This window comes from Streptomyces sp. S4.7 (assembly GCF_010384365.1).
In the GTDB taxonomy this organism is placed as follows: Bacteria; Actinomycetota; Actinomycetes; order Streptomycetales; family Streptomycetaceae; genus Streptomyces.
Window position 1 is genome coordinate 3,150,103 of the sequence record NZ_CP048397.1, and the last position, 22,430, is coordinate 3,172,532.

Sequence of the window (22,430 nt, forward strand, 5' to 3'; positions counted from 1 at the left end):
GTCCTGCCTCAGCTCGGGTCAGTTGTACTTCTTCTGGGTGCGCACCTCGCGCGGCCAGCTGAGCTCGACGCCGAGGTCGGTGAGCAGCTTCTGGTACTCGTCGAGCTTGACCGGGTCGGTGTGCACCTGGCGGGGCGCGGACCCGGTGTCGAGGCAGTACGCGGCGAGCGCGCCGACGGCCTCGCCGATGTTCCACTCGACGGGGTGCAGCCGGTAGCAGCCGTTGGTGATGTGGGTGGTGCCGATGTTCTTGCCGGCGGGCAGCAGGTTCTCCACGCGCACCGGCAGCAGCGCGCCGAGCGGGATCTGGAACGGCCAGCTCTCCACGTCCAGGTACTGGCGCGGCCCGGAGCCGTTGCCGGTGGAGGGGTGCAGGTCGATGCGGTAGCTGCCGATGCCGACCGAGTCGCGGAACTCCTCGGAGCCCAGCAGCGCGCCGCGCGCGGCCACCCCGACGTGCTGTTCGGTGACGGTGAAGTCGGCGCGGATGCGCCGCGATTCGCGGATGTACGGGTACTTGGCGAGGCCGTCGGCCGTGTCGGTGACGTCCGTGCGCAGCCGCAGCCCCGGATAGCCGGTGCCGCCCTCGTAGTTGGGTGCCTCGGTCTGCATCCAGTACAGGAAGGAGAGGCTGAGCTGCTTGGCTGCCGCGAGGTGGCGGTCGCGCTCGGCGTCGTCGACGCCGGTCAGCGGTCCGATCCAGTAGTCCACCTGCTGCCAGTTGACCAGGGTGATGTCGCTGGCGGCGAAGCCCTCGGCGAGGAGCGGCTTGTGCAGGATGCGGCGGAAGCGCCACAGGTCGAAGTCCTTGTCGGGCTCGAAGATGTTCTTCTCGTAGCGGACCAGCGTCTCGGGCGCGACCTGCACCCAGCTCAGCAGCCCGGGAGTCACGACAGTGGTGAAGTCCCGGTGGGGGGCGGTGAAGGAGAACTCGCTGAGCGCCGCGATGGACAGGTCGCGGGGCACAGACAGGCCGAGCTCCTCGGCGGCGGCGCAGGCGTCGCCGGCCCGGTCGCAGTCGTCCGCGACGAGGCAGGTGTAGCCCTGCTCGACCAGCCGCGGCACGAGCTCGGTGACGGCGGCGGCGTTCGGAGTGATGAACACGTCCGCGGCGTCGAGCCGGTCGGCGAGCAGTGCGCGGGCGGCGATGAATCCGGCGTCGCGGTCGACGATCGACTCGTGGCCGGAGCCGCTGTGCAGCCGGGCGATGCGGCGGTGGCCGAGGCCGCTGATCCGTTCGACGAGTTGGCGGGTGGCGGTGTTGTAGTCGGCGGCGGCGTACGAGGCCTCGATGCTGGTCAGTTCGCGGCGGCCGATGAACACCGCGGGGAAGCCCTCGCGCAGCAGGGCGGTCAGCTCGTCGCGGTCCTCGGCCTGACCGACGATGACGGCACCGTCGGCGAGCTGGAGCGTGTTCACGCCGTTCTTGTAGATCGCGCGGCGCCGGCCGTCGACGTGCGAGCCGGTGAAGAGCAGCAGGTGGCAGTCGAGGTTCTCGACGGCTTCCTCCACGCCCATGAGGAACGGGTGGTAGAAGCTCATCGCGTCCATCGGGAACAGCGCCTCGTAGGTGAACACGCCGATGATGTTGCTGCGGCCGCCGGCCAGGTTGCGGGCGGCCACGTTCGGTACGTAGCCGAGCTGCTGGATCGCCTCCTCGACCCGGGCCGCGGTGCGGTCGCCCACCCGAACGCTCGCGGCCGCCGCGGCACCGCTCGTCGCCGCGTGCGGCAGCGGCGCCGGCGGTGGTGGTGGCGACGTCGCCGCCAACGCCCGGCTGAAGTTGCCCACTTACGTCCCGTTCGCCGGGGTGAAGCCGGACCTGCCGTTCGGCGACAACCTGCTGCCGGGCTTCTACGGCTATCCGGCCGACCCGGCCGCCGCTGTCACCGGCAAGCCCGGGGAGGGCGCCGGGAAGGTCGACATCCTGGTCAACACGTTCACGCCGGTGCCGCCGGCGCCCGGCAGCAACAAGTACTGGCAGGCACTGAACGAACGGGTGGGCGCCGAGCTGGCGTTCAACATCGTCCCGGACGCCGACTACGGCATCAAACTGTCCACCACGCTGACCGGCGGCGACCTCCCGGATCTGGTCATGCTGCAGTCCTGGACCCCGAACCTGCCCGCCGTCCTCAAGGCGAAGTTCGCCGACCTCACGCCCTACCTCTCGGGCGACGCGGTCAAGGAGTACCCGTTCCTGGCCAACATCCCGGAGTTCTCCTGGCGCCCGATGGTCGCCAACGGCGGCATCTACGGACTGCCGACCCCGCGGGCCGGTATCGGCAACGTCATGTTCACCCGCGACGATCTGATCGCGCAGCGCTCGCTCAACCCGGCGCCGAAGAGCTTCGAGGAGTTCGTCGAGCTGTGCGAGGGCCTGACCGACGCCAAGGCCGGGCGCTGGGCGCTGGGCGACACGGGTGTCGGGGGCGGCGGGGCCCTGATGTTCGCGCTGACGATGGCCGGTGCGCCCAACGGCTGGGCGGTGAAGGGCGGCAAGTTCACCAACGCCGTCGAGACCGACTCCTACACGCCGACACCCCGAACGGCACCGATCTCGGCGCGAATCAGGGCTGCAAGTACGTCAGCCCCGTCGACCTGTCCGCGGGCTACCACACGTACAGCCTCATCTGGGAGCCCGGGCCGAAGCTGACCTATTTCGTGGACGGGCAGCAGACCTGCCAGTTCAGTCCGGCCGGCAACTACTTCAACACCCCGATGCACATCATCATGAACACCGCGGTGGGTGCCTCGTGGATCGGCCACCCCGACGCGAGCGTCACCTTCCCGCAACAGTTCAAGATCGACTCGGTGCGCGTCCACCAGGACGCGAACCTCGGCTGACACCGCCGGCACTCCGCTTCCCCCGGCACCTGACAGCCGGGGTAAGCGGCACCCCTGCCAGAGCGGCGGCCCCGGACAACTCCCTCGTGGCCGACGCCCGGCGAGAAGGTCGTTGGCCCGGGATCTCGGAACCCCCGCACACGAGCGGGGCGGCCCTCATCAGCGCCCGTCAGCGCCCGTCAGCGCCCGTCAACTTCCTCGCGCAGTTCGTCCGGGCAGGGCGTGCCCGGACGCAGCTGGTACGGGGCCGCGATGCGGTAGGTCCCCGGGCGCGGGGCCAGCAGCTCCGTCCACTCGTCGCCGTCGGTGTTCTTCTCCGCCCGGAACACACAGCCGTTGGGGTTGGTGAACTCCTTCGGACCGTCCTCGTCCGCCTTGGACGCGGCGGTCTCCTCCGGGCGGTCCAGGCTCTCGCCCTTCTCGTCGACGACGGCGAGCCAGCGCGAGTACGGGATACGGATCAGCACCTTCCCGGCGGTCTTCACCTCTATCGTCAGCTCGTCGGCCGACGCCCGCCGCACGACGGCGGGCGGGTCGGCCAGCGGCATCGGGTCCTGGACCTCGTAGAGCTGCCAGTTGGCGTCGCCCCACAGGTGGTTCAGATAGGGCAGGCCGCGCTGTACCAGCTCCGCCTCCTGGCCCGCGCCGTTGTCCGGCCTGCCCTTGGGCAGCACCACATAGGCGACGGCCCAGCGGTCGAGCCAGGCGCGGTAGCTGTCGTCGGTGAGACTGTCGTCGTAGAAGAGCGGGTTGCGCTCCATGTCGGCCTGCCGGTTCCAGCCGCGGGCCAGATTGACGTACGGCGCGAGCGCCGAAGCCTCGCGGTGGCTGCTGGCCGGGACGACCTCGACCCGGCCGCGCTCGGCGCCGACCTCCTGCAACTCGTTGACCAGCGGCGCCAGTTCACGGGTCCAGGACGCGGTGGGGGCGGTGCGGATGATGTCGTCGACGCCCTTGAAGCCGATCCAGAAGTTGAACGCGACGAAGGCCAGGACGAGCGCGTACCACTTGCGTGAGCGCGGCGCCGCGTACGGCAGCGCGGCGAGCAGCACGACACCGCCGACGATCATCGCGAGCCGCGAGACGTTGGAGCCGATCTGCGAGTCGATCCCCCAGGTCAGCAGGACCCCGATGCCGTAGACGGCGGCGGCGGTGCGGACCGTGTGCCAGTCGCGGGGCACGAGGAAGAAGGCGACGACGGAGAAGATGAAGGGCAGCGACGCCGTCCCGAGCGACATCGGCTGGGTGCCGGAGAACGGGAACAGCCAGGCGGAGAGCGCGACGACGGCGACCGGGGCGAGCCCGACCGCGTACGCTCCCGGGCGCCGCTTGTTGAGGAAGAGCGCGGCGGCGACGACCCCGAGGAACAGTCCCGCCACCGGGCTGGAGGCGGTCGCGAGCCCGGCGAGCGGCGCGGCGACCACGCCCTTGGCCCAGCGCTTGTAGCGCCAGCGGCGCGGCCAGCAGAAGACGGCGGCGACGGCGCCGAGCGCGAACATGGTGCCCAGGCCGAACGTCACGCGGCCGGAGAGCGCGTTGCAGAGGAAGGCGAAGACCCCGGCGAACGAGCACGCCAGCGGATTCCGGACGGCCTTTACGCGGTAGAGGATCAGCGAGGTCAGGGCGGCCGAGACGGTCCCGGCGATCATCATCGTCGTCCGGACGCCGAACAACGACATCAGATACGGCGAGACGACGCTGTACGAGACGGGGTGCATCCCGCCGTACCAGGCGAGGTTGTACGCGGAGTCCGGGTGGCGGCCGACGAACTCGGCCCAGGCGTCCTGCGCGGCGATGTCGCCGCCGCTGTTGGCGATGAAGAAGAACCAGCTCAGGTGCACGATCCCGGCGACCGTGCCGGTGAGCAGGACGGGGTGGCGCAGCACGCGGCTGCGCAGGTCCTTGGCGGGCTCCGGGATCCCGGCCGCCTCCCCGTCCGGCTCGGCGGGCTCGGTGATGCTGCCGTCGGCGCGCTTCGGCTCAGCGGCGCGCTTCGGCCCGTCGGCGCGCTTCGGCTCAGCGGTGGTCACTGCGACTCTCCCCGTCTCACCGTCAGCCCGGTGTGCCGGCCCTCCCGAGGTCCGTCCGGCCCTGGAGGAAGTAAGGACGCCGTCCCCGCGTCCTGAGTTGCCTGGCTGCCCTGACCTCGGTCGGATCTCGGCCGGATCGTGGACGGATCTCGGACGCTAGCACGCGGCCGAGGTCGGGGAGGACGCCGTTTCCGGCGCCCTCCCGTGCTCGTCGGGCGGGCGGCTCAGCCGACCCGGGTCAGCTTGTCGCCGAACGTGGGCTCGGCCAGATCGCCCTGGAGCGCGACGGCGACCTCCACCCGGCTCTTGCCCTCACCCACGGTGAGCAGACCGACATGGGTCCCGGCGGCGGCCGTTTGCGGCAGGTCCTTGCCCTCGTCGGACAGTTCGAGCTTGACGGTGAGGCCCGACCAGCCGACCGCCTTCACGTCCTTGGTGGCGACGACCGGCGTCTTCGTCCCCATGTTGTTGTCGAACTCGCCGACGACCTGGCCTTTCTTCACCACCGTCGCGCCCTCCAACTCGTCCTGCGTCGCGAGCATGACGTCCTCGCTCACCGCGTTGACGGTGTCGATGATCGGCGCCTTGTGCTGGCCGAGGACGGCGCCGACGATCAACTGGTCGGTGTCGCCGACGGTCTTGTGCGCGGCGAAGAGGAGATTGCCGCCCGCCTTGGTGGTGGAGCCGGTCTTGATGCCGAGCGCGCCGTCGTACGGGACGAGGGTGTTGTAGTTCCGCCAGGTCTTGCCCGACGGGTCCTTCCACTCGGGCAGCTTGGTGATGTCCATCAGCGCCTCGATCTCGACCAGCTTCTGGCCGAGCTTCACCTGGTCCTCGGCGGAGCTGACCGTCGTCGCGTCGAGCCCGGACGGGTCGGTGTACGTGGTGTTCTTCATGCCGAGCTCTTCGGCGGTGTCGTTCATCTTCTTGACGAACGCCTCTTCGGAGCCGTCCGTGTTCCAACGGGCCAGGAGGCGCGCGATGTTGTTCGCGGACGGGATCATGAGGGCGGCCAGCGCGTCGTGCTGGGTGAGCTTGTCGCCCTCCTTGACGGTGTTGAGCGTCGACTCGCCCTGCGCGTCGAGCCCGCCGTCCTCCTCGGCCTTGGCGTCGACCGTGATGGACGGGCCGTCGGCGCCCTTGGCGAGCGGCTTGTCCTTGAGGACGACGTAGGCGGTCATCGCCTTGGCGACGCTGCCGATCGGCACGGCCTTCTGCTCACCGAACGAGTCGACGGTGCCGAGGCCGGTCGCCGCCATGAAGCCCTGGCCCTCGCCGGGCCACGGCAGCGTGGGCTTGTCGCCCTCGAAGGTGTACGTCGACTCCGCCGTCAGGTTCAACGACGGCTCCGGGAGAGGGCGCACGGCCTGTACGACCGCAAAGATGATCAGTACGAGCACGAGCAGCGGCGTCCAGATCTTGACCCGCCTGACGACCGTACGCGTCGGGGTCTCGGGCGGCGCCGGCTTGTTGGTCAGCTCGGCGAGCAGATCGAGCGGCGGCAGCGGCGGCATGGGCTGCTGCCGGGTCCGCTCGGCCTCGGCGACGCCGGCGGAGGCGGGCTGCTGAGCCTGCTCCGACCGGAGGGGCACGAATTTACTGGTCCGCTCGGCGGGCAACTCCGACGCGGGCGCCGGGGTCTGCGGCGGAAGCTTGAGCATGGCGGTGGGCTGATCGACCCCGGGCCGCTTGAGCGCCTTGAACACGGCGGTCTGCCGGTCGACCCCGCCCTCGGGGCTCGCCTCCGGTGCGGTTTGCGCTTTCGCGGAGGTAACGCCCGCGGCTGCGGGCTTCTGCCCGGAGGTGCCTTCCGGCTCCGCCGGGGCGACGGACGGCCGCCGGAAGTTGACTCCCGACCCACCCGCGGGCTTCGCGCCGGGCACCGCCCCGGCCGCAGCGGGAGCGTCCGGCTCCGCCGGAGCCACGCCTGTCGGGCGGTCAGAGCCGGACCCGGCAGACCCGACTTCAGGCTCGGCTCCGGGCTTCGCCCCGGACGAGGCAGGAACGGCCTCGGAACCGTTTCCCGGCTCCACCGAAGCGACAGCCCCCGCCGGGCTGGCGGACGCGTCATCGGCCCCCGCCGGGCTGGCGGACGCGTCATCGGCCCCCGCCGGGCTGGCGGACGCGTCATCGGCCCCCGCCGGGCTGGCGGACGCGTCATCGGCCCCCGCCGGGCTGGCGGACGCGTCATCGGCCCCCGAACCGGAGGCCGACCGGCCACCCACCGGCCGGACCGGCCCGGACCCGTCCGCCGACCCGGCAGGCTCACCCTCAGGCTCCGCCGAGGCAACGTCCGCTTCCGGCGCGGTGTCGCCCTTCACGCCAGCCGTGGACTCGGACACAGCGGGAGTGGACCCCAGCCTGCTGCCCGGCGCCGCCGGAGCGACGTCGGCCGGGCGGTCAGCGCCGGACCCGGCGGGATCGGCCTCGGAACCGTTTCCCGGCTCCACCGAAGCGACAGCCCCCGCCGGGCTGGCGGACGCGTCATCGGCCCCCGAACCGGAGGCCGACCCGGCCTCCGGGTTCGCGGGAGCAACGTCCGCCGCCGGAACAGGGGCAGCCTCGTCACTCTTCGGGCGGCTGGGCGAGGCCGGCGGCGTGGAGGTCACTTCGTCGGACTCGTCCGCCGACCCGGCGGGCGCACCATCAGTCGTCCGCTCGGAGGCTGCTTCCGGCTCCGCGGGAGCGACCCCCGCCTTCGAGCCGGAGGCGGCCGACCCGGCAGGCTCGGCCTCCCGCTCGCCCTCCGGGTTCGCGGGAGCAACGTCCGCCGCCGGAACGGGGGCGGTCTCGGGCTCGTCCGCCGGTTTCTCCGCGGCGGGGCGCAGGCCGGACAGCGGTGTCGCGGTCACTCCCGACCCGCTCTCAGGCTCCGCCGCCGACCCGGACTCCGTCACACCCGCCGAAGACCCCTCCACGGCCGCCACAGGCGCCTCAGCGGCCCCAGGAGCCCCTGGGGCTCCCCCGGCCCCCCTGACCGTGAACACGGCCGTCGAGTGGTCGACAGTGGCCTCCCCGGAACCTTCGCGGTCCGAACTCGCGTCCTTCGTCGTGTCGGGCTCGTCGGCGGCAGACTCCCGGAAGACCGCGAACCTCGGGTCCCGTTCGTGAGTCGCCTCCCCCGACGACTTCCGCTGCTCCGACTTGTCGGGGGACTCGCCCGCCACCGTGCCTCCTCATGCGTGTGCGACGCGTTTCGCGCGCTGCGCCGCACTCTCCGAACTGATTATCAGTGTCCTGTGTGAAACCACAGCCCAAGTGCAAGACGAGAACGACATACATAACGGTTCCCGCACAAAGCGACCAGGCACCCTCGACAGACCAATGTGAGAGGGGTCACCCTGTCATTCATCCACGCGGGGAGGCATGGATGGGCAGGAGCCGCAGAACAATTCCGGAGGAGCTTCTGTTGCTCGCTCTGGACCCGGCCACGGGTACCACAGCGCAGCCGCAGTCGCTCGACCTCGGCCTGGCCGGAGCACAGCTAGTAGAGCTGGCTCTGGCAGGACGGATAGCCCCTGACGGGGATCGTATCGCCGTGGTGATGCCACGGCCGACCGGAGATCCGACTCTGGACTCCGCGCTGGAGCTGTTGCGCAGACGCGGCAGCCCGGTTCGCGCAGTTCACTGGATCGGCGGGCCCCGATTGGGGCTCCGTCAGATTTACCTCTCGCATCTGGAGCGGTGCGGCATGGTTCATGCCGTGGCGGGCCAGATGTGCGGAGTGCTGCCGACGACTCGCTACCAGGCGACGGAGACGGCGATCAGCCGCGACATCAGGGCACGGCTGGACAGTGCGATCCGCACCGGCGTACCGCCGGACCCGCGGACCGCGGCGCTCGCCGCACTGGCCCACGCGGTCGGTCTGGGCAAGCACCTGTACCCCGGTAACGAGGGGCGCTCGTCGCGCTCCCGGCTCCGGGATCTGATCAGACACGACCCGATGGGCGGCCTCGTGGCGCATGCCGTGATGGACGTCCAGAACGGTGCGGCCGCTCAGCCGCGCCGTAATCCCGCACCGGGAGGCCGACCTCCGGCCGTACCGATGCAACCGCACCGCGGGAGCATGGCCCGCGTCGCGGCGCACTGAAGGCACGACACCGAGAGAGCCGCACTGAGAGCACGAACACGCACCGACAGGACAGCACGCGGTACGGGAAACCGCCGCGCCGACGTCCCCAGAGACCCGGTTCGGGAGCCGCAAGAGACGCGCGGGACCAGCCTTACGACAGGCCGTCCCGCGCGTCGCGCGTCCCGCGTCATCACGCGGCGCCCGAATACAGGACCTGGCCACGGTGTGTCCACTTACCACCCGCGCATTCCCCTCTGTCGCCGTTTTCCAGCGCGGTCGGGCCCATCGGTGGCAGTCTGCTGAGACGTAGACACACAGCGCTACGCAGATACTCAGCAGGAGGTGCCGTTCCCGTGGCGTCCAACGTCAATCCCACCGTCAGGCGACGCCGATTGGGCCAGGAGTTGCGCCGGCTCCGCGAGGTCAAAGGCATGACGGCGGAGGAGGTGGCGGAGCGCCTGCTGGTCTCCCAGTCGAAGATCAGCCGTCTTGAGAACGGTCGCCGTTCCATCAGTCAGCGCGATGTCCGCGACTTGTGCGGTGTGTACGAGGTCGAGGACAACCGCATTGTCGAGTCGCTCATGCAAATGGCCAAGGACTCGCGCCAGCAGGGCTGGTGGCACGCTTTCGGCGATATCCCGTACAGCGTCTACATCGGCCTGGAGACGGACGCGGCCTCGCTGCGCGTGTACGAGTCACTCATCGTCCCCGGTCTGCTCCAGACGCGTGAGTACGCCCAGGCCGTCATCGAAGGCATGTGGCCGGAGGAGACACCCGGCGACGTCGAGAAGCGGATCCAGATCCGGCTCAAGCGCCAGGACCGGCTGACGGACCCTCACGACCCGCTCCGCTTCTGGGCGGTCATCGACGAGGCGCTGCTGCGGCGCGTGGTGGGCAGTCCTCAGATCATGGCCGCGCAATTGGGGCACCTCGCGCAATTGAGCGCGCAGCCGCATGTGACACTTCAGGTGGTTCCCTACGATGTGGGCGCGCATCCGGGTATGTACGGCAAGTTCGCCATCCTCGAATTCCAGGAAGCGGCGGATGCCACCGTCGTCTACCTGGAAGGAGTGACGAGCGACCTGTACCTGGAGAAGGCGAATGATGTTCAGAGCTACACCGTCATGTACGAGCATCTCCGGGCCAAGGCTCTCAGCGCCGAACAGTCGAGGGAGTTCATCAACAAGATCGCCGCTGACTACGCGGCGAGTTGACGGCGACTTGGCAGCGACTTGACGGTTCGTCAGGTCAAGAGGCGCGCATCTTACACGCGTAACGGTCATTGAGGTAAGCCGCTTCGGCAATTGCCACTCGGTTGAGTGAACGATGAATGAAACCCATGATTTCACCGCGTAGCGTCGATCACGTCAGAGCGCAATGCGGCGCGCTGGTAAATCGACTTGTGTCAGTCTGGCACGACCACCGGAGCGATCATGGTTAGTAAGCGAGTCTCTTTGACCCAGTGGACGAAGTCCACCTACTCGGCGAACGGGGACTGCGTAGAAGTGCGCGCACTTCCCGCGACGGCGGTCTCCGTCCGGGATTCGAAGAATCTCGGCGGTCCCGTCCTCAATTTCGCCCCGAAAGCCTGGGAGACCTTCGTGGCCGACTCCGTAGGGACGTCGGCCACGACCCTCTGAACACCTTGGTGAGCGGTACGAGTACGTCCGCCGAACCCCAGCCCTCTCGACTGGTCGCCGTCCCGGCCGAGGGGGCTCTCACCTTTTCCGGGCACGGAAGCGGCTCACCGCCCGTTCTCCCGCCCGTTCCGCCCGTTCTCCCGCAGCGTCTCTCGATCGGTCCTCTCTTCCGGTCCGCGCGGGACCCGCATCCCGCGCGACCTCTCCATGGACGGCCGTGGTCTGACGAAGTGCCCGCCCATCGTGTGGTTCCTGTCACGTTCACGACAACGCCCCGCGAGGTCAAGAACGAGCAAAATGGTTCGGCTTTCTGATTTGTGTTCACACCTATGACCGCAGAAACCCTTGACCCGTTGCCGCGAATAGCGGTTCAATCCCCGAAGTCCCCGCTCCCGCACGGGGGCCGCTGACCGGACGTACTGACGAAGTGCACCCCCACGTTCACAAGGCGGACCCCTGGAGGGGGCACATGAACAGTCTCGACTGGACCGTGCTCATCGGATACTTCGGTGTGATGGTCGCGATCGGCGTCTGGTCCCACAAGCGCGTGGGCGACGTCCACGACTACTTCACGGCCGGCGGCAAGATGCCGTGGTGGCTGTCGGGCATCTCGCACCACATGTCCGGCTACAGCGCGGTGATGTTCACCGGCTACGCGGCCATCGCGTACACCTACGGCGTCACGTCGTACGTCACCTGGTCGTTCCCCATCGCCATCGGTATCGCGATCGGGGCCAAGCTCTTCGCGCCCCGGCTCAACCGGGTGCGTTCGCGGCTGCGGGTGTCGTCGCCGCTGGAGTATCTGAAGAACCGCTACAACCTGCCCACCCAGCAGGCGCTCGCGTGGTCGGGCGTGCTGCTGAAGATCGTGGACGTCGGTGCCAAGTGGGCCGCCATCGCCACCCTGTTGTCGGTCTTCACCGGTGTCTCGCTCAACATGGGCATCCTGATCACGGGCGCGGTCACCGCGGTCTACTGCACCGTCGGCGGGCTGTGGGCGGACGCCCTGACCGAACTGGGCCAGTTCATCATCCAGTTCGTCGCGGGCATCGCGATGCTCGTCGCCGTCATGGCGGAGCTGGGCGGCTTCAGCAGTCTGTGGAACGTCTGGGACGAGCCCGAACTCCAGGGCCACACCGAGCCGTTGGCCGGGCCGTACATGATGGTCTTCCTCATCGCGTATCTGTTCATCAAGACCTTCGAGTACAACGGCGGCATGTGGAACCAGGCCCAGCGCTACATGGCCACCGACTCCGCGAAGTCCGCGACGCGGTCCGGGGTCCTGTCCGCCGTGCTGTGGCTGATCTGGCCGCTGGTGCTGTTCTTCCCGATGTGGGTGGCGCCGGTCCTCATCGACACGGACGTACCGGCCGACAGCTACGCGCTGATGGCCGAACAGCTCCTGCCGCACGGTCTGCTGGGTCTGGTCATCGTCGGCTTCTTCTCGCACACGATGGCCATGTGCTCGTCGGACGCGAACGCCATCGCGGCGGTCGTGACCCGCGACATCATGCCCGCGGTGTCGCGCCGCGCACGGGAGTGGGACACGCGGGTCGGGCTGCTGGCCGCCCGCTGGACGACGCTGCTGTTCCTCGGTCTGTCGATGGCCATCGCGACGCAGGTCAACTCGCCCTTCTTCGGCGACATCATCACGGTCGTCATCAAGTGGGTGGCCGGGCTCATGGGGCCGATCGCGATCCCGCTGATGCTGGGTCTGCTGCCCTGGTTCCGCAAGAGCGGTCCCACGGCGGCGCTGATCAGCTGGGCCGTCGGACTGGTCACGTTCTGGCTGGTCAACTACCCGATCAGCTGGAACGTGGACGGTGGGGTGCCGCTCCAGTACCAGGTGTCGATCCCGCTCGCGGTCTCGCTGGTGCTCTACGTGGTGATCGGCTTCGTCAAGCCGGAGGACACGCCGGAGCGTGACGCGGTGCTGGAGAAGATCAACGACGACGACGGGTCGGACGGGTGCGCCGCGGTGCCGGGGCCGGCGGGGCCGGGGGATGCGAAGCAGCTCGGCCGCGAGGGCGCTTCCGGCTGACGCCCCGCCCGCCGCACCGGCGCCGGGCCCGAACTCGCCGACCGGGCCCGCCCGGTGGGCGGTTCTGTCCTCAAACGCCGGACGGGCTGGATGTACGCCCGGCCGACAACCGATTGCGTCCTCAAACGCCGGACGGGCTGCAAGTGAGCCCGCCCGGTGGGCGGTTGCGTCCTCAAACGCCGGACGGGCTGGACGTGGCCGGACAGACTGCAAGTACGCCCACCCGCCGGCCGGTTCTGTCCTCAAACGCCGGACGGGCTGGACGTGGCCGGACGGGGTGGGAGCGTGCCGGGCGCGTTCTCAGCCCGTCCGGCGATTGAGGACGGACGTCCGGCAGCGCGAGCCGGGGGCGACTCGCGCTGTGTGACAGCGGTGCCCGACTCGTCGTGGCCAGGCCGTGTCGACGAGGGCCGCCCCGAGGCGCTCAGCCCCGGGGATACCTCGTCAGCCAGCCCGAGGACGTGATCGACGGGCCGTGGAGGGCCGGGCCCTGGGTCATCTCCATCGCGAAGTCGTCCGCGATCTCCAGCAGCGTCGCCCGGCCCTCCAGCTCCGCCAGCCACGCGGGCGGCAGGGCCGTCTCCCCGTGCATCGCGCCCAGCAGCGCCCCGCAGAGCGCTCCCGTCGCCGAGGACGGCCCGTCGTGGTTGACCGCCAGCCGCAGGCCGTGGCGTACGTCCTCGCCCACCAGCGCGCAGTACACGGCCACCGCGAGCGAGTCCTCCGCCGCCCCGCCCTCCGCGAGCACCGAGACCCGGCCCGGGGTCGGGATCCCCTGCCGTACGGCTCCGAGCGCCTGCCCCAGCGCGTCGGTGACCGGCTGGTGGCCGGGGTGCTGGGTCAGCAGCGCGAGCGACCGCTGCACCGCCGCGTCGACGCTGTCGCCCCGCGCGACGCCGTGCACGATCACGGCGAAGGCACCGGCCGACAGGTACGCCGTGGGATGGCCGTGCGTCTGCGCCGCGCACTCCACCGCGAGCTGGCAGACCAACTGCGGCTCCCACCCCACGAGCAGCCCGAACGGCGCCGAGCGCACGACCGCGCCCGCGTCGCGCGCGGTGGGGTTCTTGGGCTTGTCCAGCGTGCCCATCAGCTCGTCGCCCAGCCCGGTGAGACAGGACACGGACGGGTCGCGGCGCGCGTACAGCCACTCCTCCTGGGCGAGCCAGCCGTTGTCCTTGCGGCGTTCGTCGGGTCCCCAGTCGCTCTGGGTGGCGGCCCACCGCAGATAGGCGCGGTGCACATCGGTCGGCGGATGCCAGGCGCCGGTGTCGCGCCGGACCTGCGCGCGGATGAGGCCGTCGACGGTGAACAGGGTCAGCTGCGTGGCGGCGGCGACCGCGCCGCGCCGGCCGTACGCCTGGGCGAAGTCGGTGACACCCTCGGCGCCGTGCGCGGTCCGGGTCTCGTCGAGGGTGAGCGTGTCGACCCCCGCCCCCAGCGCGTCGCCGATGGCTCCCCCGAGAAGGCACCCGCGGACGCGGCTGCGGAAGTCCTGCTGCTCCGCCCGGCCCCATATGGCGGTGGCTGGCCTGTTCACGCGTCCCTCCCTCCGAGTCGTGGAACGCGCTCTGGCGCAGCACTGTAATCGAACGGGAACGGACTGTTCGGCACGGGCGTGTCCGGGCCCGGCGGGACGGGCGGTTTCGTCCTCAATCGCCGGACGGGGCCGCGCGGGCGGACCCTCCGGGCGATCGGGTTACAGGGAGACGGCGCCGGGCAACAGCCCGTCCGCCCCACAGCGCGGGGGCACGCTCCTGCCGGGGAGCGGCGCGGGGACGGCCTACTCGGGCAGCAGCGGCAGCAGCTCCGGCAGGTGCCCGTCGGACGCGGTCGCCGCCCGTACGCGCTCCTCGGGGACCTCGCCGTACAGCGTGGTCCGGGGCCTGGCCGGCCGGCCCGCGGCGTCGGCGATCGCGACCAGGTCCTTGACGGAGCGGTACGAGCCGTAACCGGACCCCGCCATGCGGGAGATGGTCTCCTCCATCAGCGTCCCGCCGAGATCGTTCGCGCCGGAGCGGAGCATCTCGGCGGCGCCTTCGGTGCCGAGCTTCACCCAACTGGTCTGGATGTTGGTGATGTAGGGGTGGAGGAGGAGCCGGGCCATCGCCATGACCGCGCGGTTGTCGCGCGTGGTGGGGCCGGGGCGGGCGATGCCGGCCAGATAGACGGGCGCGTTGGTGTGGATGAAGGGCAGCGTGACGAATTCGGTGAAGCCCTCGCGCCCGGCCTCAAGTGCCTTGCGCTGCATACCGGCCAGGGTGCGGAAGTGCCCCAGCCAGTGGCGGGGCTGGTCCACGTGGCCGTACATCATCGTGGAGCTGGAGCGGATGCCCAGCGAGTGCGCGGTCTCGACGACCTCGATCCACGTCGCCGTCGGCAGCTTGCCCTTGGTGAGGATCCAGCGCACCTCGTCGTCCAGGATCTCGGCGGCCGTGCCCGGGATCGAGTCGAGCCCGGCCTCCTTCGCGGCCGTGAGCCATTCGCGGATCGACATCCCGGTGCGCGAGGCGCCGTTGACGACCTCCATCGGCGAGAAGGCGTGGACGTGCATGCCGGGGACGCGTTCCTTGACGGCGCGCGCGATGTCGAAGTACGCCGTGCCGGGCAGGTCGGGGTGGATGCCGCCCTGCATGCACACCTCGACGGCGCCGACGTCCCACGCCTGCGCGGCGCGGTCCGCGACCTGGTCGAGCGAGAGGGTGTAGGCGTCGGCGTCCGTACGGCGCTGGGCGAAGGCGCAGAAACGGCAGCCGGTGTAGCAGACGTTGGTGAAGTTGATGTTGCGCGTGACGATGTACGTGACGTCGTCGCCGACCACCTCGCGGCGCAGTTCGTCGGCGATCCGGGTCAGCGCGTCGAGCGCGGGGCCGTCCGCGTGCAGCAGCGCGAGTGCCTCGTCGTCGGTGAGCTTCGTCGGGTCGGCGGCGGCCTGGGTGAGGGCCTGCCTGACGTCGGTGTCGATCCGCTCCGGCACCATGCCGGGCGCGGCGGCCTCGCGCAGGGCGTCCCAGTCGCCGTAGACATGGTCGAAGTCGTCGCGGCGGTCGCCGGTTCGGCCCTCGGTGTCGATGGTGCGGTGCAGGTCGGTACGGCCGGTGGCCGTGAAGCCCTCGTCGGGCTCCTGCCACGGCAGTCCGGCCGGTTTGACGTCCTCGCGGGCGAGACCGGTGACGGGGTCGGCGAGCGCGCGCACGTGCGGCATCACGCGCGGGTCGAGCCAGGGCTCGCCGCGGGCGATGAACTCCGGGTAGATCGTGAGCCGTTCGCGCAGCTCGAAGCCTGCGGCGGCGGTGCGCTCGGCCAGCTGGTCGATGTGCGGCCACGGGCGCTCGGGGTTGACGTGGTCGGGTGTGAGGGGCGAGACGCCGCCCCAGTCGTCGATCCCGGCGCCGATGAGAAGCGCGTACTCCTCGTCCACGAGGTTGGGCGGGGCCTGGATCCGGGCCGCCGGGCCGAGGAGGTGCCGGGCGACGGCGATCGTGGCGGCCAGTTCCTCCAGTTCGGCGTCGGGCATGGCGCGCATCGCGGTGTCGGGCTTGGCGCGGAAGTTCTGGACGATGACTTCCTGGATGCCGTGGTAGGCGCGGGCGGTGCGGCGCAGCTCGAAGAGGGAGTCGGCGCGCTCCTCGTAGTCCTCGCCGATGCCGATCAGGATGCCGGTGGTGAAGGGGACGTTGGAGCGGCCCGCGTCCTCCAGCACCCGCAGCCGTACGGCGGGCTCCTTGTCGGGCGAGCCGTGGTGGGGGCCGCCGGGCTCGGACCAGAGCCGGGTGGCGGTGGTCTCCAGCATCATGCCCATGCTGGGCGCGACGGGCTTGAGCCGCTGGAAGTCGGTCCAGCCGAGCACTCCGGGGTTGAGGTGCGGAAGGAGTCCGGTCTCCTCCAGAACGCGCACGGCCATGGCCCGTACGTACGCCAGGGTGTCGTCGTACCCCTCGGCCGCCAGCCACTCCTTCGCCTCGGGCCAGCGGTCCTCGGGCCGGTCGCCGAGGGTGAACAGCGCTTCCTTGCAGCCCATTTCGGCGCCCTCTCGGGCGATGGCGAGGACTTCGTCGGGCGACAGGAACATGCCGTGCCCGGCCCGGCGCAGTTTGCCGGGGACGGTGACGAACGTGCAGTAGTGGCACTTGTCGCGGCACAGACGGGTGAGCGGGATGAAGACCTTGCGGGAGTACGTGATGACTCCGGGCCGCCCGACGGCTTCGAGTCCCGCGTCGCGGACCCGCGCGGCCGAGGCGGCGAGGTCCTTGAGGTCGTCGCCGCGGGCCTGAAGCAGGACGGCGGCCTCCGCGGCGTCGAGCGCGACACCCTCCCTGGCTCGTTTGAGGGCGCGGCGCATGGCGTTGGCGGTAGGGGCGGAGGGGGCCGTGGCGCTCGTCGTCATATGTCCGAGCATACGAGCGGGGCCGGGGGATTCCGGCTGCCGGATGAGTAGGTGAGCGGATGCCCACATTCGGGGATACGGGAATAACTTCGATCTCATGAACGACGCGAGGGACTTGGCTCACTCGGCCGGCTCGCCCGGCCCGACCGGCGACGAGGTCGGTGGCGCGGGTGGTGGCGTGCTGCGGGGCGTGGGGATCGGCTGCGGGGTGCTCGTCGCCGTACCGGTGCTGCTCGTACTCGGCTTCCTGGTCACGTACTCGGTGCAGCGCGGGACACCGGAGGAGTACGAGCGTGTCGACCCGCAGGCGATGATGACCCGCATCGGGGACGTGTCGCGGGAGTCGTACGAGGTGCTCGGCTTCGAGACGGCCGCCGGGTCCGACGCGAGCGCCGGTCTCTGTTACCCCGGCGGCCTGGAGAGCATGGCCGACGAGCCGGTGGACGGCGCGTACAGCCTCTCGCACCGCTGGTCGGTGGACGACGTCCCGGAGAGCGGGGCCGCGTCCGCGCTGAAGCGGCTGCACGGGCATCTCGGGGACGGGGGCTGGGACATCGACTCGTACGAGAGCGACGCGGGCGCCGCGTACGGGCTGGAGTTGCGCGTCTCGCGCGACGGCCCCTCGGACGACGGTGGCGACATCCGGGCCGTCTTCGAGTGGCGGGACCACCGAGGGCGGTTCGAGGGTGGCGTCCACGCGCCGTGCGCGTACGACCCCGGCGCCGGGCGGGGTACGTGGTCGGCCACGGACGCCGGGGCGGAGGTCGAGCCACCGCGGTTGCGGCCGTAGGGGCAGAGCCCGGAGGGGCAGTCGCGGTGTGCGACTGCCCCTCGGCGGCTTCCGGTCCCTGCGGTGTCATGTCAGGCCGCCAGGGTCACCGCCTCGACGGCCGGGGTGCGCAGGCCGCGGTACGCCGTACCGACGCTGGTGGCGATCGTCGCGACGGCGCCGATCCCGACGACGACCAGCCAGATCCCGAGGTCCTGGTCCGGGGTGGCGGTGTCGACGCGGACCATGCTGAAGGGGACGACTCCGGCGACGGCCGCCACCGTCGCGAAGAACACTCCGGTCACGGTCAGGATCACCGATTCTAGGGCGATCATGCCGAGGACCTGCGGTGGGGTGGCACCGGCGAGGCGCTGCTGGCCGAACTCCCTGGTGCGGTAAGTGGTCGCCGCGTAGAGGCTGTTGATCAGCATGATGCAGGAGAAGACCACGATGATGCCGACGACCACGTAGTTGAGCGTCTCGACGTTCTTGTCCTCTCCGGTCGGGGCGATGCCGGACGCCTTGGCCGCGTCGCTCTGGATGGCCTGCATGTAGAGCGTGGCGCAGGCGATGCCGATGAAGAGGATCAGCGGCATGAGCACGCCGGACAGCTCGGAGGCCCGCCGGCGCATGTTGTGGACGGTCAGATAGCCGCTGGCGCCGGTGAGGGCGGTGATGGGGCGGGCCAGGGTGCCGAGCACGAGGCGCAGGATCGCCGGCGAGAGGATCGCGAAGCCCGCGGCGAGCAGGATGGCTCCGTAGACCGGGCCGGCCATCAGCGCGACGTCCGACTTGTCCAGCGCGAAGGTGGAGAAGACCCCTCCGATGCCGAGGACGAAGGCGGCGGCACCGGCGAGGTTCTTGCCCCGGCCCCGCGGCTTGGCGCCGCCCGCGGCGACCTTGGCCACCCGGCGTACCGCGAGGAACGCGGCCCCGACCGAGGCCACCAGCGTGATGGCGAATCCCGACGCCATCGCGATCGGGCCGAAGCTGAAGTCCACGCCCTGGGTGACCTGGTCGGTGTCCTTGAAGAGGACGAGCAGCCGGTCGCCGCCGAGCATCGCCGGCCCGAACGCAAGGACGGTTCCGACGACCGCCACCGCGACGGCCTCGAAGACGACCATCCGCTTGATCTGGGCGGGGGTGGCCCCGCTGCGGCGGAGCAGTGCGATCTCCTCGCCGCGCTGGCGGACGTTGACGGTGAGGGTGGATGCCACGGCGAAGAAGACGAGGAAGGTGCCGTAGCCGCCGACCACGCTCGCGGCGATGGTGAGCGTTTCCTTGCTGAGCGCGTCGATGCCGGGGGCGGACGCGGTGTCGTGCATCGAGTTGAAGGTCATCACGACCACCGCGCCGAGGAACGTCGAGAGCAGGGTGGCGATGAAGCGCCCGGGGCGCTGTCGGACGGAGCGCATGGCGAGAGTGAACATCGGTCAGACCCCTGCGTAGGTGTTGCCGGCGGACCGGGCGGACGGCTCGGCGGCGGACGGCTGGTCGGCGGACCGCTCGGCCGGCCGGTTGAGGGTGTCGCCGAGGTGGGCGAGGCGTTCGGCGACGGTGTCGACGGTGGGGTGGTCGATGTGTCCGGCGAGGCGGCCGTCGGCGAGGAAGATCACGGTGTCGGCGTAGGAGGCGGCGACGGGGTCGTGGGTGACCATGACGACGGTGCGGCCGTGGACGCGGACGGTCTGCTGGAGCAGGAGCAGGACGTCGCGTGCGCTGCGGATGTCGAGGGCTCCGGTGGGTTCGTCGGCGAGAATGACGGCGGGTTCGGTGACCAGGGCGCGGGCGATGGCGACGCGCTGCTGCTGGCCGCCGGAGAGCTGGTCGGGCCGGTGGGTGAGCCGGTCGCCGAGGCCGACCTGGGTGAGGATGTCCCGGGCGTGGTCCTTGTCGACGCGGCGGCCGGCGAGTCTCAGCGGCAGGACGGTGTTCTGCGCGACGGTCAGGGTCGGCAGGAGGTTGTAGCGCTGGAAGACGAAGCCGATCCGCCGGCGGCGGAACTTCGTCAGCGCGGCCTCGGTGCCGCCGGTCATCTCCTCGCCGTCGACCACGACCTGCCCGCTGTCGGGCCGGTCGAGGCCGGCCGCGCACTGCAGCAGGGTCGACTTGCCCGAGCCGGAGGGGCCCATGACGGCGGTGAAGGACCCGGCGGGAAGACTCAGCGACACCCCGTCCAGAGCGGTCACGGCGCTGTCGCCCGATCCGTAGACCTTGCTGACACCCGCCAGCCGCAGCGCCTCCGCGCTCCTGGCCCGCCCGGTCGAACTCCGACGACGAAACATGATCCGCACCTTCCCCTCGGGCACTCCCTGCGCCACGACTACGAAGCTACGGACGCGCCGCCGCGACCACATTGGGCGTACGACCCGAGTCACCGGTGTCGCTGACTACACCCCCGCCCGCCGCTCACGACCACCGGCGGTAGTGCCTTGTTGACACATACGCCCCTCACACCTACGTTCAGTTCACTAAAGCAAACTTACGGGGTGGGGTTTGTGGCGTTCTGGATGGCTGCCGCGTCCGTGTGGTGCGTACTGCAACTGCTGTTGCTGTCATGGCCCGCGCGTACGGTCGGCTGGCCGACCGTACTGCTGGCCTTCGGGATCGGCGCCTACGGCTGCGGTGTCCTCTCGGTCCTGATCGAGACGGCCGTCACCCGCCAACTGGCCGCCGCCGACGAGACGTCGATGCGCACGGTGATGGACACCGTCATGTGGACGACGGCGCCGGCCGCCGAGGAACTGCTCAAGATCCTCCCGCTCGCGCTCGCCGCCTGGGCGCTGCGCGGCCGGGTCCAGTGGGGCCTGACGGACTTCGTGGTGCTGGGCGCCGCCGTGGGCGTGGGGTTCGGGCTGCTCGAATCGGTGCTGCAATTCGCATTCGCACCGGATGTCCGCGTTCGACCCATCGAGTCGGCGGGTGGCTGGTCGGTCGCGACACGGCTCTTCGAGGCGCCGTTCGTCTCGGGCTTTCCCGAGCTGCTGGGGCACTGGTTCCCCGCGGCCGTGGGCACCCTTGAGCTGGGCTCCGCCACCGCGACCGTACCGGTGGACAACCATGTCGCGTGGTCGGCGCTCGGCGGCCTCGCCGTGGGTCTGGTCGTGTGCGGACACCGCTGGTGGGTACGGGCGGCGGGGCTGCTTCCGCTGCTGGCCGCCGTCGGTCTGCACACCGCGGTCAACTACATCGCCGCCCTGCCCAGCGCCCACGGAACACCGCGTGAGTGGTACGACCGGATCGTCGCCAGCGGGCTCTGGGTGGTGCTCGGCTGTCTGGTGGCGGCCGTGGTGTGGGACGTGCGTACGCGGCGGGCCGGGCGGTCGCGTGAGACGGGGGTGCGGCTGAGGGGCGATCGGGAGGGCGCGGGCGGCGAAGGTGGCGGGGGCTCCGGCGCCGCGCTGCTGAACTACGCGCTGCTGCGGGCCCCTTGGACCACCCTGATCGCTCTCGGGTACGCGCGTCGGCGCCGGGCCCTCTTCCAGGTCACCACCCACCCCCGCGCCCGCCCGGAGCACGTCGCCGCGCTGCGGGACGAACTGACCGCCCGTACGGCCGAGTTGGACGCCACCGCGACCCCGGAGGCCTGGCGTGGCGCCTCGATACGCGAAGCCTGGCGACGCGTGCGAGCACGCGGGGCCGGGCGGCCGCCGTGGTGGGAGAAGGCCGTCCTGATCCTCGGACTGGCCCTGCTGATTCCCTCCGCCCTCCTCGCCGCCACGTTCGCCTTCGAGGAGACAAAGGGGCTGGAGGAGTACTTCACCGAGGGCCGGGGCTGGCAACTCCTCATCGGCTGCGGCCTGGCGGGCCTGCTGCTGGCCGCGTTCCGCCTCGTCATGACGTGGCGCTCCCTGCCCCTGGTCCGTACCCTGCCGGCCGCCGAACCGCATGCGACCGCCCTGCTGCGGATGGGGCTGGTCGCGGGGAGTCTCTGCGCGGGGGCTCTCCTGCTGTCGCGCGCGGACACCATCGCCGAGAACGGCAAGGTCCTGCCCGACCACCTGATCGTCTCCTTCGTTCTGGAGAAGTTCCTGGACGTGGCCCCCGCGCTCATCCTCACCCTGCTGATGTTCGCCCTGCCGTTCGCACTCCCGCTCGGCGCGGCCACCGGCGGACTCGGCTTCCTGCTCCCTGAGTTGCTCACGATGGCGGCGGGCCGCGCCCTGGCCCCACTGGCCGCCCGCGCGGCGGCGCAGGTGGGCGCGCGGCTCGCGGGCCGGGGCGCGCTGGCGTGGGCGCGGAACGCGCTGCGGAGCGGCCGGGGCCGGTACACCCGGCGTTCCGACGAGATCAGGCGCGGCCCGACGGACCCGGTGGACATGGCGACGGGCCGGATGTTCCTGCCGGTGACGGACGTCGAACTGCCGGGTGTGCTCCCGCTGGTGTTCTCGCGGCGGGTGGACTCCGGTTACCGGGGCGGCCGTTGGTTCGGCCCGTCGTGGGCGTCCCGACGGCGGACCAGCGGCTGGAGTTCGACGAGCACGGCGCGGTGTTCTTCACGCAGGACGGTCTGCTGCTGGCGTATCCGCACCCGGCGCCGGGCGGGGCCGCCGTCCTGCCGGAGGAGTCCGCGGGGCGCGCGCGGTGGCCACTGGCGCGGGGCGCCGACGGCTCGTACACGGTGACGGACCCGGACGCCGGGCAGGT

At 70.9% G+C, this 22,430-nt stretch carries 15 protein-coding genes; 8 read left to right on the forward strand and 7 right to left on the reverse strand.

All coding sequences use genetic code 11. From position 1 onward, the window contains the following. Window positions 1–18 precede the first annotated feature (18 nt). On the reverse strand, window positions 19–1,686 hold the full coding sequence (locus tag SSPS47_RS35365) for an FAD-dependent oxidoreductase (protein WP_239064898.1): 1,668 nt from the start codon (window positions 1,684–1,686) through the stop codon (window positions 19–21). Here SSPS47_RS35365 and SSPS47_RS13745 point away from each other — a divergent pair. Then, window positions 1,673–2,653, forward strand: a complete 981-nt coding sequence (locus SSPS47_RS13745) for an extracellular solute-binding protein (RefSeq protein WP_164251395.1) — start codon at window positions 1,673–1,675, stop codon at window positions 2,651–2,653. The genes SSPS47_RS35365 and SSPS47_RS13745 overlap by 14 nt on opposite strands. Next, window positions 2,629–2,844 (forward strand): hypothetical protein, encoded by a 216-nt coding sequence (locus tag SSPS47_RS34815; RefSeq protein ID WP_239065259.1) that lies wholly within the window; start codon window positions 2,629–2,631, stop codon window positions 2,842–2,844. The genes SSPS47_RS13745 and SSPS47_RS34815 overlap by 25 nt, the downstream gene beginning before the upstream one ends. A gap of 179 nt (window positions 2,845–3,023) precedes the next feature. Here the strand turns inward: SSPS47_RS34815 and SSPS47_RS13755 are convergent, their stop codons facing one another. Continuing rightward, window positions 3,024–4,874, reverse strand: coding sequence for an MFS transporter (locus SSPS47_RS13755; RefSeq protein ID WP_164251397.1), 1,851 nt, complete (start codon window positions 4,872–4,874; stop codon window positions 3,024–3,026). A gap of 224 nt (window positions 4,875–5,098) precedes the next feature. Beyond that, window positions 5,099–6,799: a hypothetical protein gene (locus SSPS47_RS36205; protein WP_343234882.1), complete on the reverse strand. Its 1,701-nt coding sequence runs from the start codon at window positions 6,797–6,799 to the stop codon at window positions 5,099–5,101. Window positions 6,800–8,244: 1,445 nt separating this feature from the next. On the opposite strand from SSPS47_RS36205, the gene SSPS47_RS13765 reads away from it, so the two are divergent. From SSPS47_RS13765 to SSPS47_RS13780, 4 genes are all read left to right on the forward strand, one after another. After that, window positions 8,245–8,964 carry a GPP34 family phosphoprotein gene (locus SSPS47_RS13765; protein ID WP_164251399.1) on the forward strand — a complete coding sequence of 240 codons (720 nt, stop codon included), beginning with the start codon at window positions 8,245–8,247 and terminating at the stop codon, window positions 8,962–8,964. Window positions 8,965–9,299: 335 nt separating this feature from the next. After that, window positions 9,300–10,160 (forward strand): helix-turn-helix transcriptional regulator, encoded by an 861-nt coding sequence (locus SSPS47_RS13770; protein ID WP_147878551.1) that lies wholly within the window; start codon window positions 9,300–9,302, stop codon window positions 10,158–10,160. A gap of 219 nt (window positions 10,161–10,379) precedes the next feature. Further along, window positions 10,380–10,586, forward strand: a complete 207-nt coding sequence (locus tag SSPS47_RS13775; protein ID WP_164251400.1) for a DUF397 domain-containing protein — start codon at window positions 10,380–10,382, stop codon at window positions 10,584–10,586. A gap of 469 nt (window positions 10,587–11,055) precedes the next feature. Then, the gene (locus tag SSPS47_RS13780) at window positions 11,056–12,627 is read left to right on the forward strand and encodes a sodium:solute symporter family protein (RefSeq protein ID WP_164251401.1); all 1,572 of its coding nucleotides are present in this window, start codon (window positions 11,056–11,058) and stop codon (window positions 12,625–12,627) included. Between the two features lie 424 nt (window positions 12,628–13,051). On the opposite strand, the gene SSPS47_RS13785 is transcribed toward SSPS47_RS13780, so the two are convergent. Together SSPS47_RS13785 and SSPS47_RS13790 are read right to left on the reverse strand one after the other, a co-directional pair. Beyond that, window positions 13,052–14,167: an ADP-ribosylglycohydrolase family protein gene (locus SSPS47_RS13785; RefSeq protein WP_164251402.1), complete on the reverse strand. Its 1,116-nt coding sequence runs from the start codon at window positions 14,165–14,167 to the stop codon at window positions 13,052–13,054. Between the two features lie 243 nt (window positions 14,168–14,410). After that, window positions 14,411–17,026, reverse strand: coding sequence for a bifunctional FO biosynthesis protein CofGH (locus tag SSPS47_RS13790; protein ID WP_164251403.1), 2,616 nt, complete (start codon window positions 17,024–17,026; stop codon window positions 14,411–14,413). Between the two features lie 85 nt (window positions 17,027–17,111). Between SSPS47_RS13790 and SSPS47_RS13795 the strand changes: the two genes are divergently transcribed. Next, entirely contained in the window at window positions 17,112–17,804 is a 693-nt protein-coding gene (locus SSPS47_RS13795) for a hypothetical protein (protein ID WP_164251404.1), read from the forward strand. Between the two features lie 71 nt (window positions 17,805–17,875). On the opposite strand, the gene SSPS47_RS13800 is transcribed toward SSPS47_RS13795, so the two are convergent. Then, window positions 17,876–19,213, reverse strand: coding sequence for an ABC transporter permease (locus SSPS47_RS13800; protein WP_164251405.1), 1,338 nt, complete (start codon window positions 19,211–19,213; stop codon window positions 17,876–17,878). A gap of 3 nt (window positions 19,214–19,216) precedes the next feature. Beyond that, window positions 19,217–20,068, reverse strand: a complete 852-nt coding sequence (locus SSPS47_RS13805; RefSeq protein ID WP_164251406.1) for an ABC transporter ATP-binding protein — start codon at window positions 20,066–20,068, stop codon at window positions 19,217–19,219. A 225-nt stretch (window positions 20,069–20,293) separates the two neighbouring features. Here SSPS47_RS13805 and SSPS47_RS35370 point away from each other — a divergent pair, with 225 nt between their 5' ends. Further along, window positions 20,294–22,408, forward strand: coding sequence for a DUF6531 domain-containing protein (locus SSPS47_RS35370; protein ID WP_164251407.1), 2,115 nt, complete (start codon window positions 20,294–20,296; stop codon window positions 22,406–22,408). Window positions 22,409–22,430: the final 22 nt, after the last annotated feature.

What these genes read in the sequence shown, in the direction of transcription:
- SSPS47_RS13800 (WP_164251405.1), bottom strand. Translation starts at nt 19,213, where the DNA reads ATGTTCACTCTCGCCATGCGCTCCGTCCGACAGCGCCCCGGGCGCTTC.
- SSPS47_RS13805 (WP_164251406.1), bottom strand. Translation starts at nt 20,068, where the DNA reads ATGTTTCGTCGTCGGAGTTCGACCGGGCGGGCCAGGAGCGCGGAGGCG.
- SSPS47_RS13790 (WP_164251403.1), bottom strand. Translation starts at nt 17,026, where the DNA reads ATGCTCGGACATATGACGACGAGCGCCACGGCCCCCTCCGCCCCTACC.
- SSPS47_RS35370 (WP_164251407.1), top strand. Translation starts at nt 20,294, where the DNA reads ATGGCTGCCGCGTCCGTGTGGTGCGTACTGCAACTGCTGTTGCTGTCA.
- SSPS47_RS13775 (WP_164251400.1), top strand. Translation starts at nt 10,380, where the DNA reads ATGGTTAGTAAGCGAGTCTCTTTGACCCAGTGGACGAAGTCCACCTAC.
- SSPS47_RS13765 (WP_164251399.1), top strand. Translation starts at nt 8,245, where the DNA reads ATGGGCAGGAGCCGCAGAACAATTCCGGAGGAGCTTCTGTTGCTCGCT.
- SSPS47_RS13795 (WP_164251404.1), top strand. Translation starts at nt 17,112, where the DNA reads ATGAACGACGCGAGGGACTTGGCTCACTCGGCCGGCTCGCCCGGCCCG.
- SSPS47_RS13780 (WP_164251401.1), top strand. Translation starts at nt 11,056, where the DNA reads ATGAACAGTCTCGACTGGACCGTGCTCATCGGATACTTCGGTGTGATG.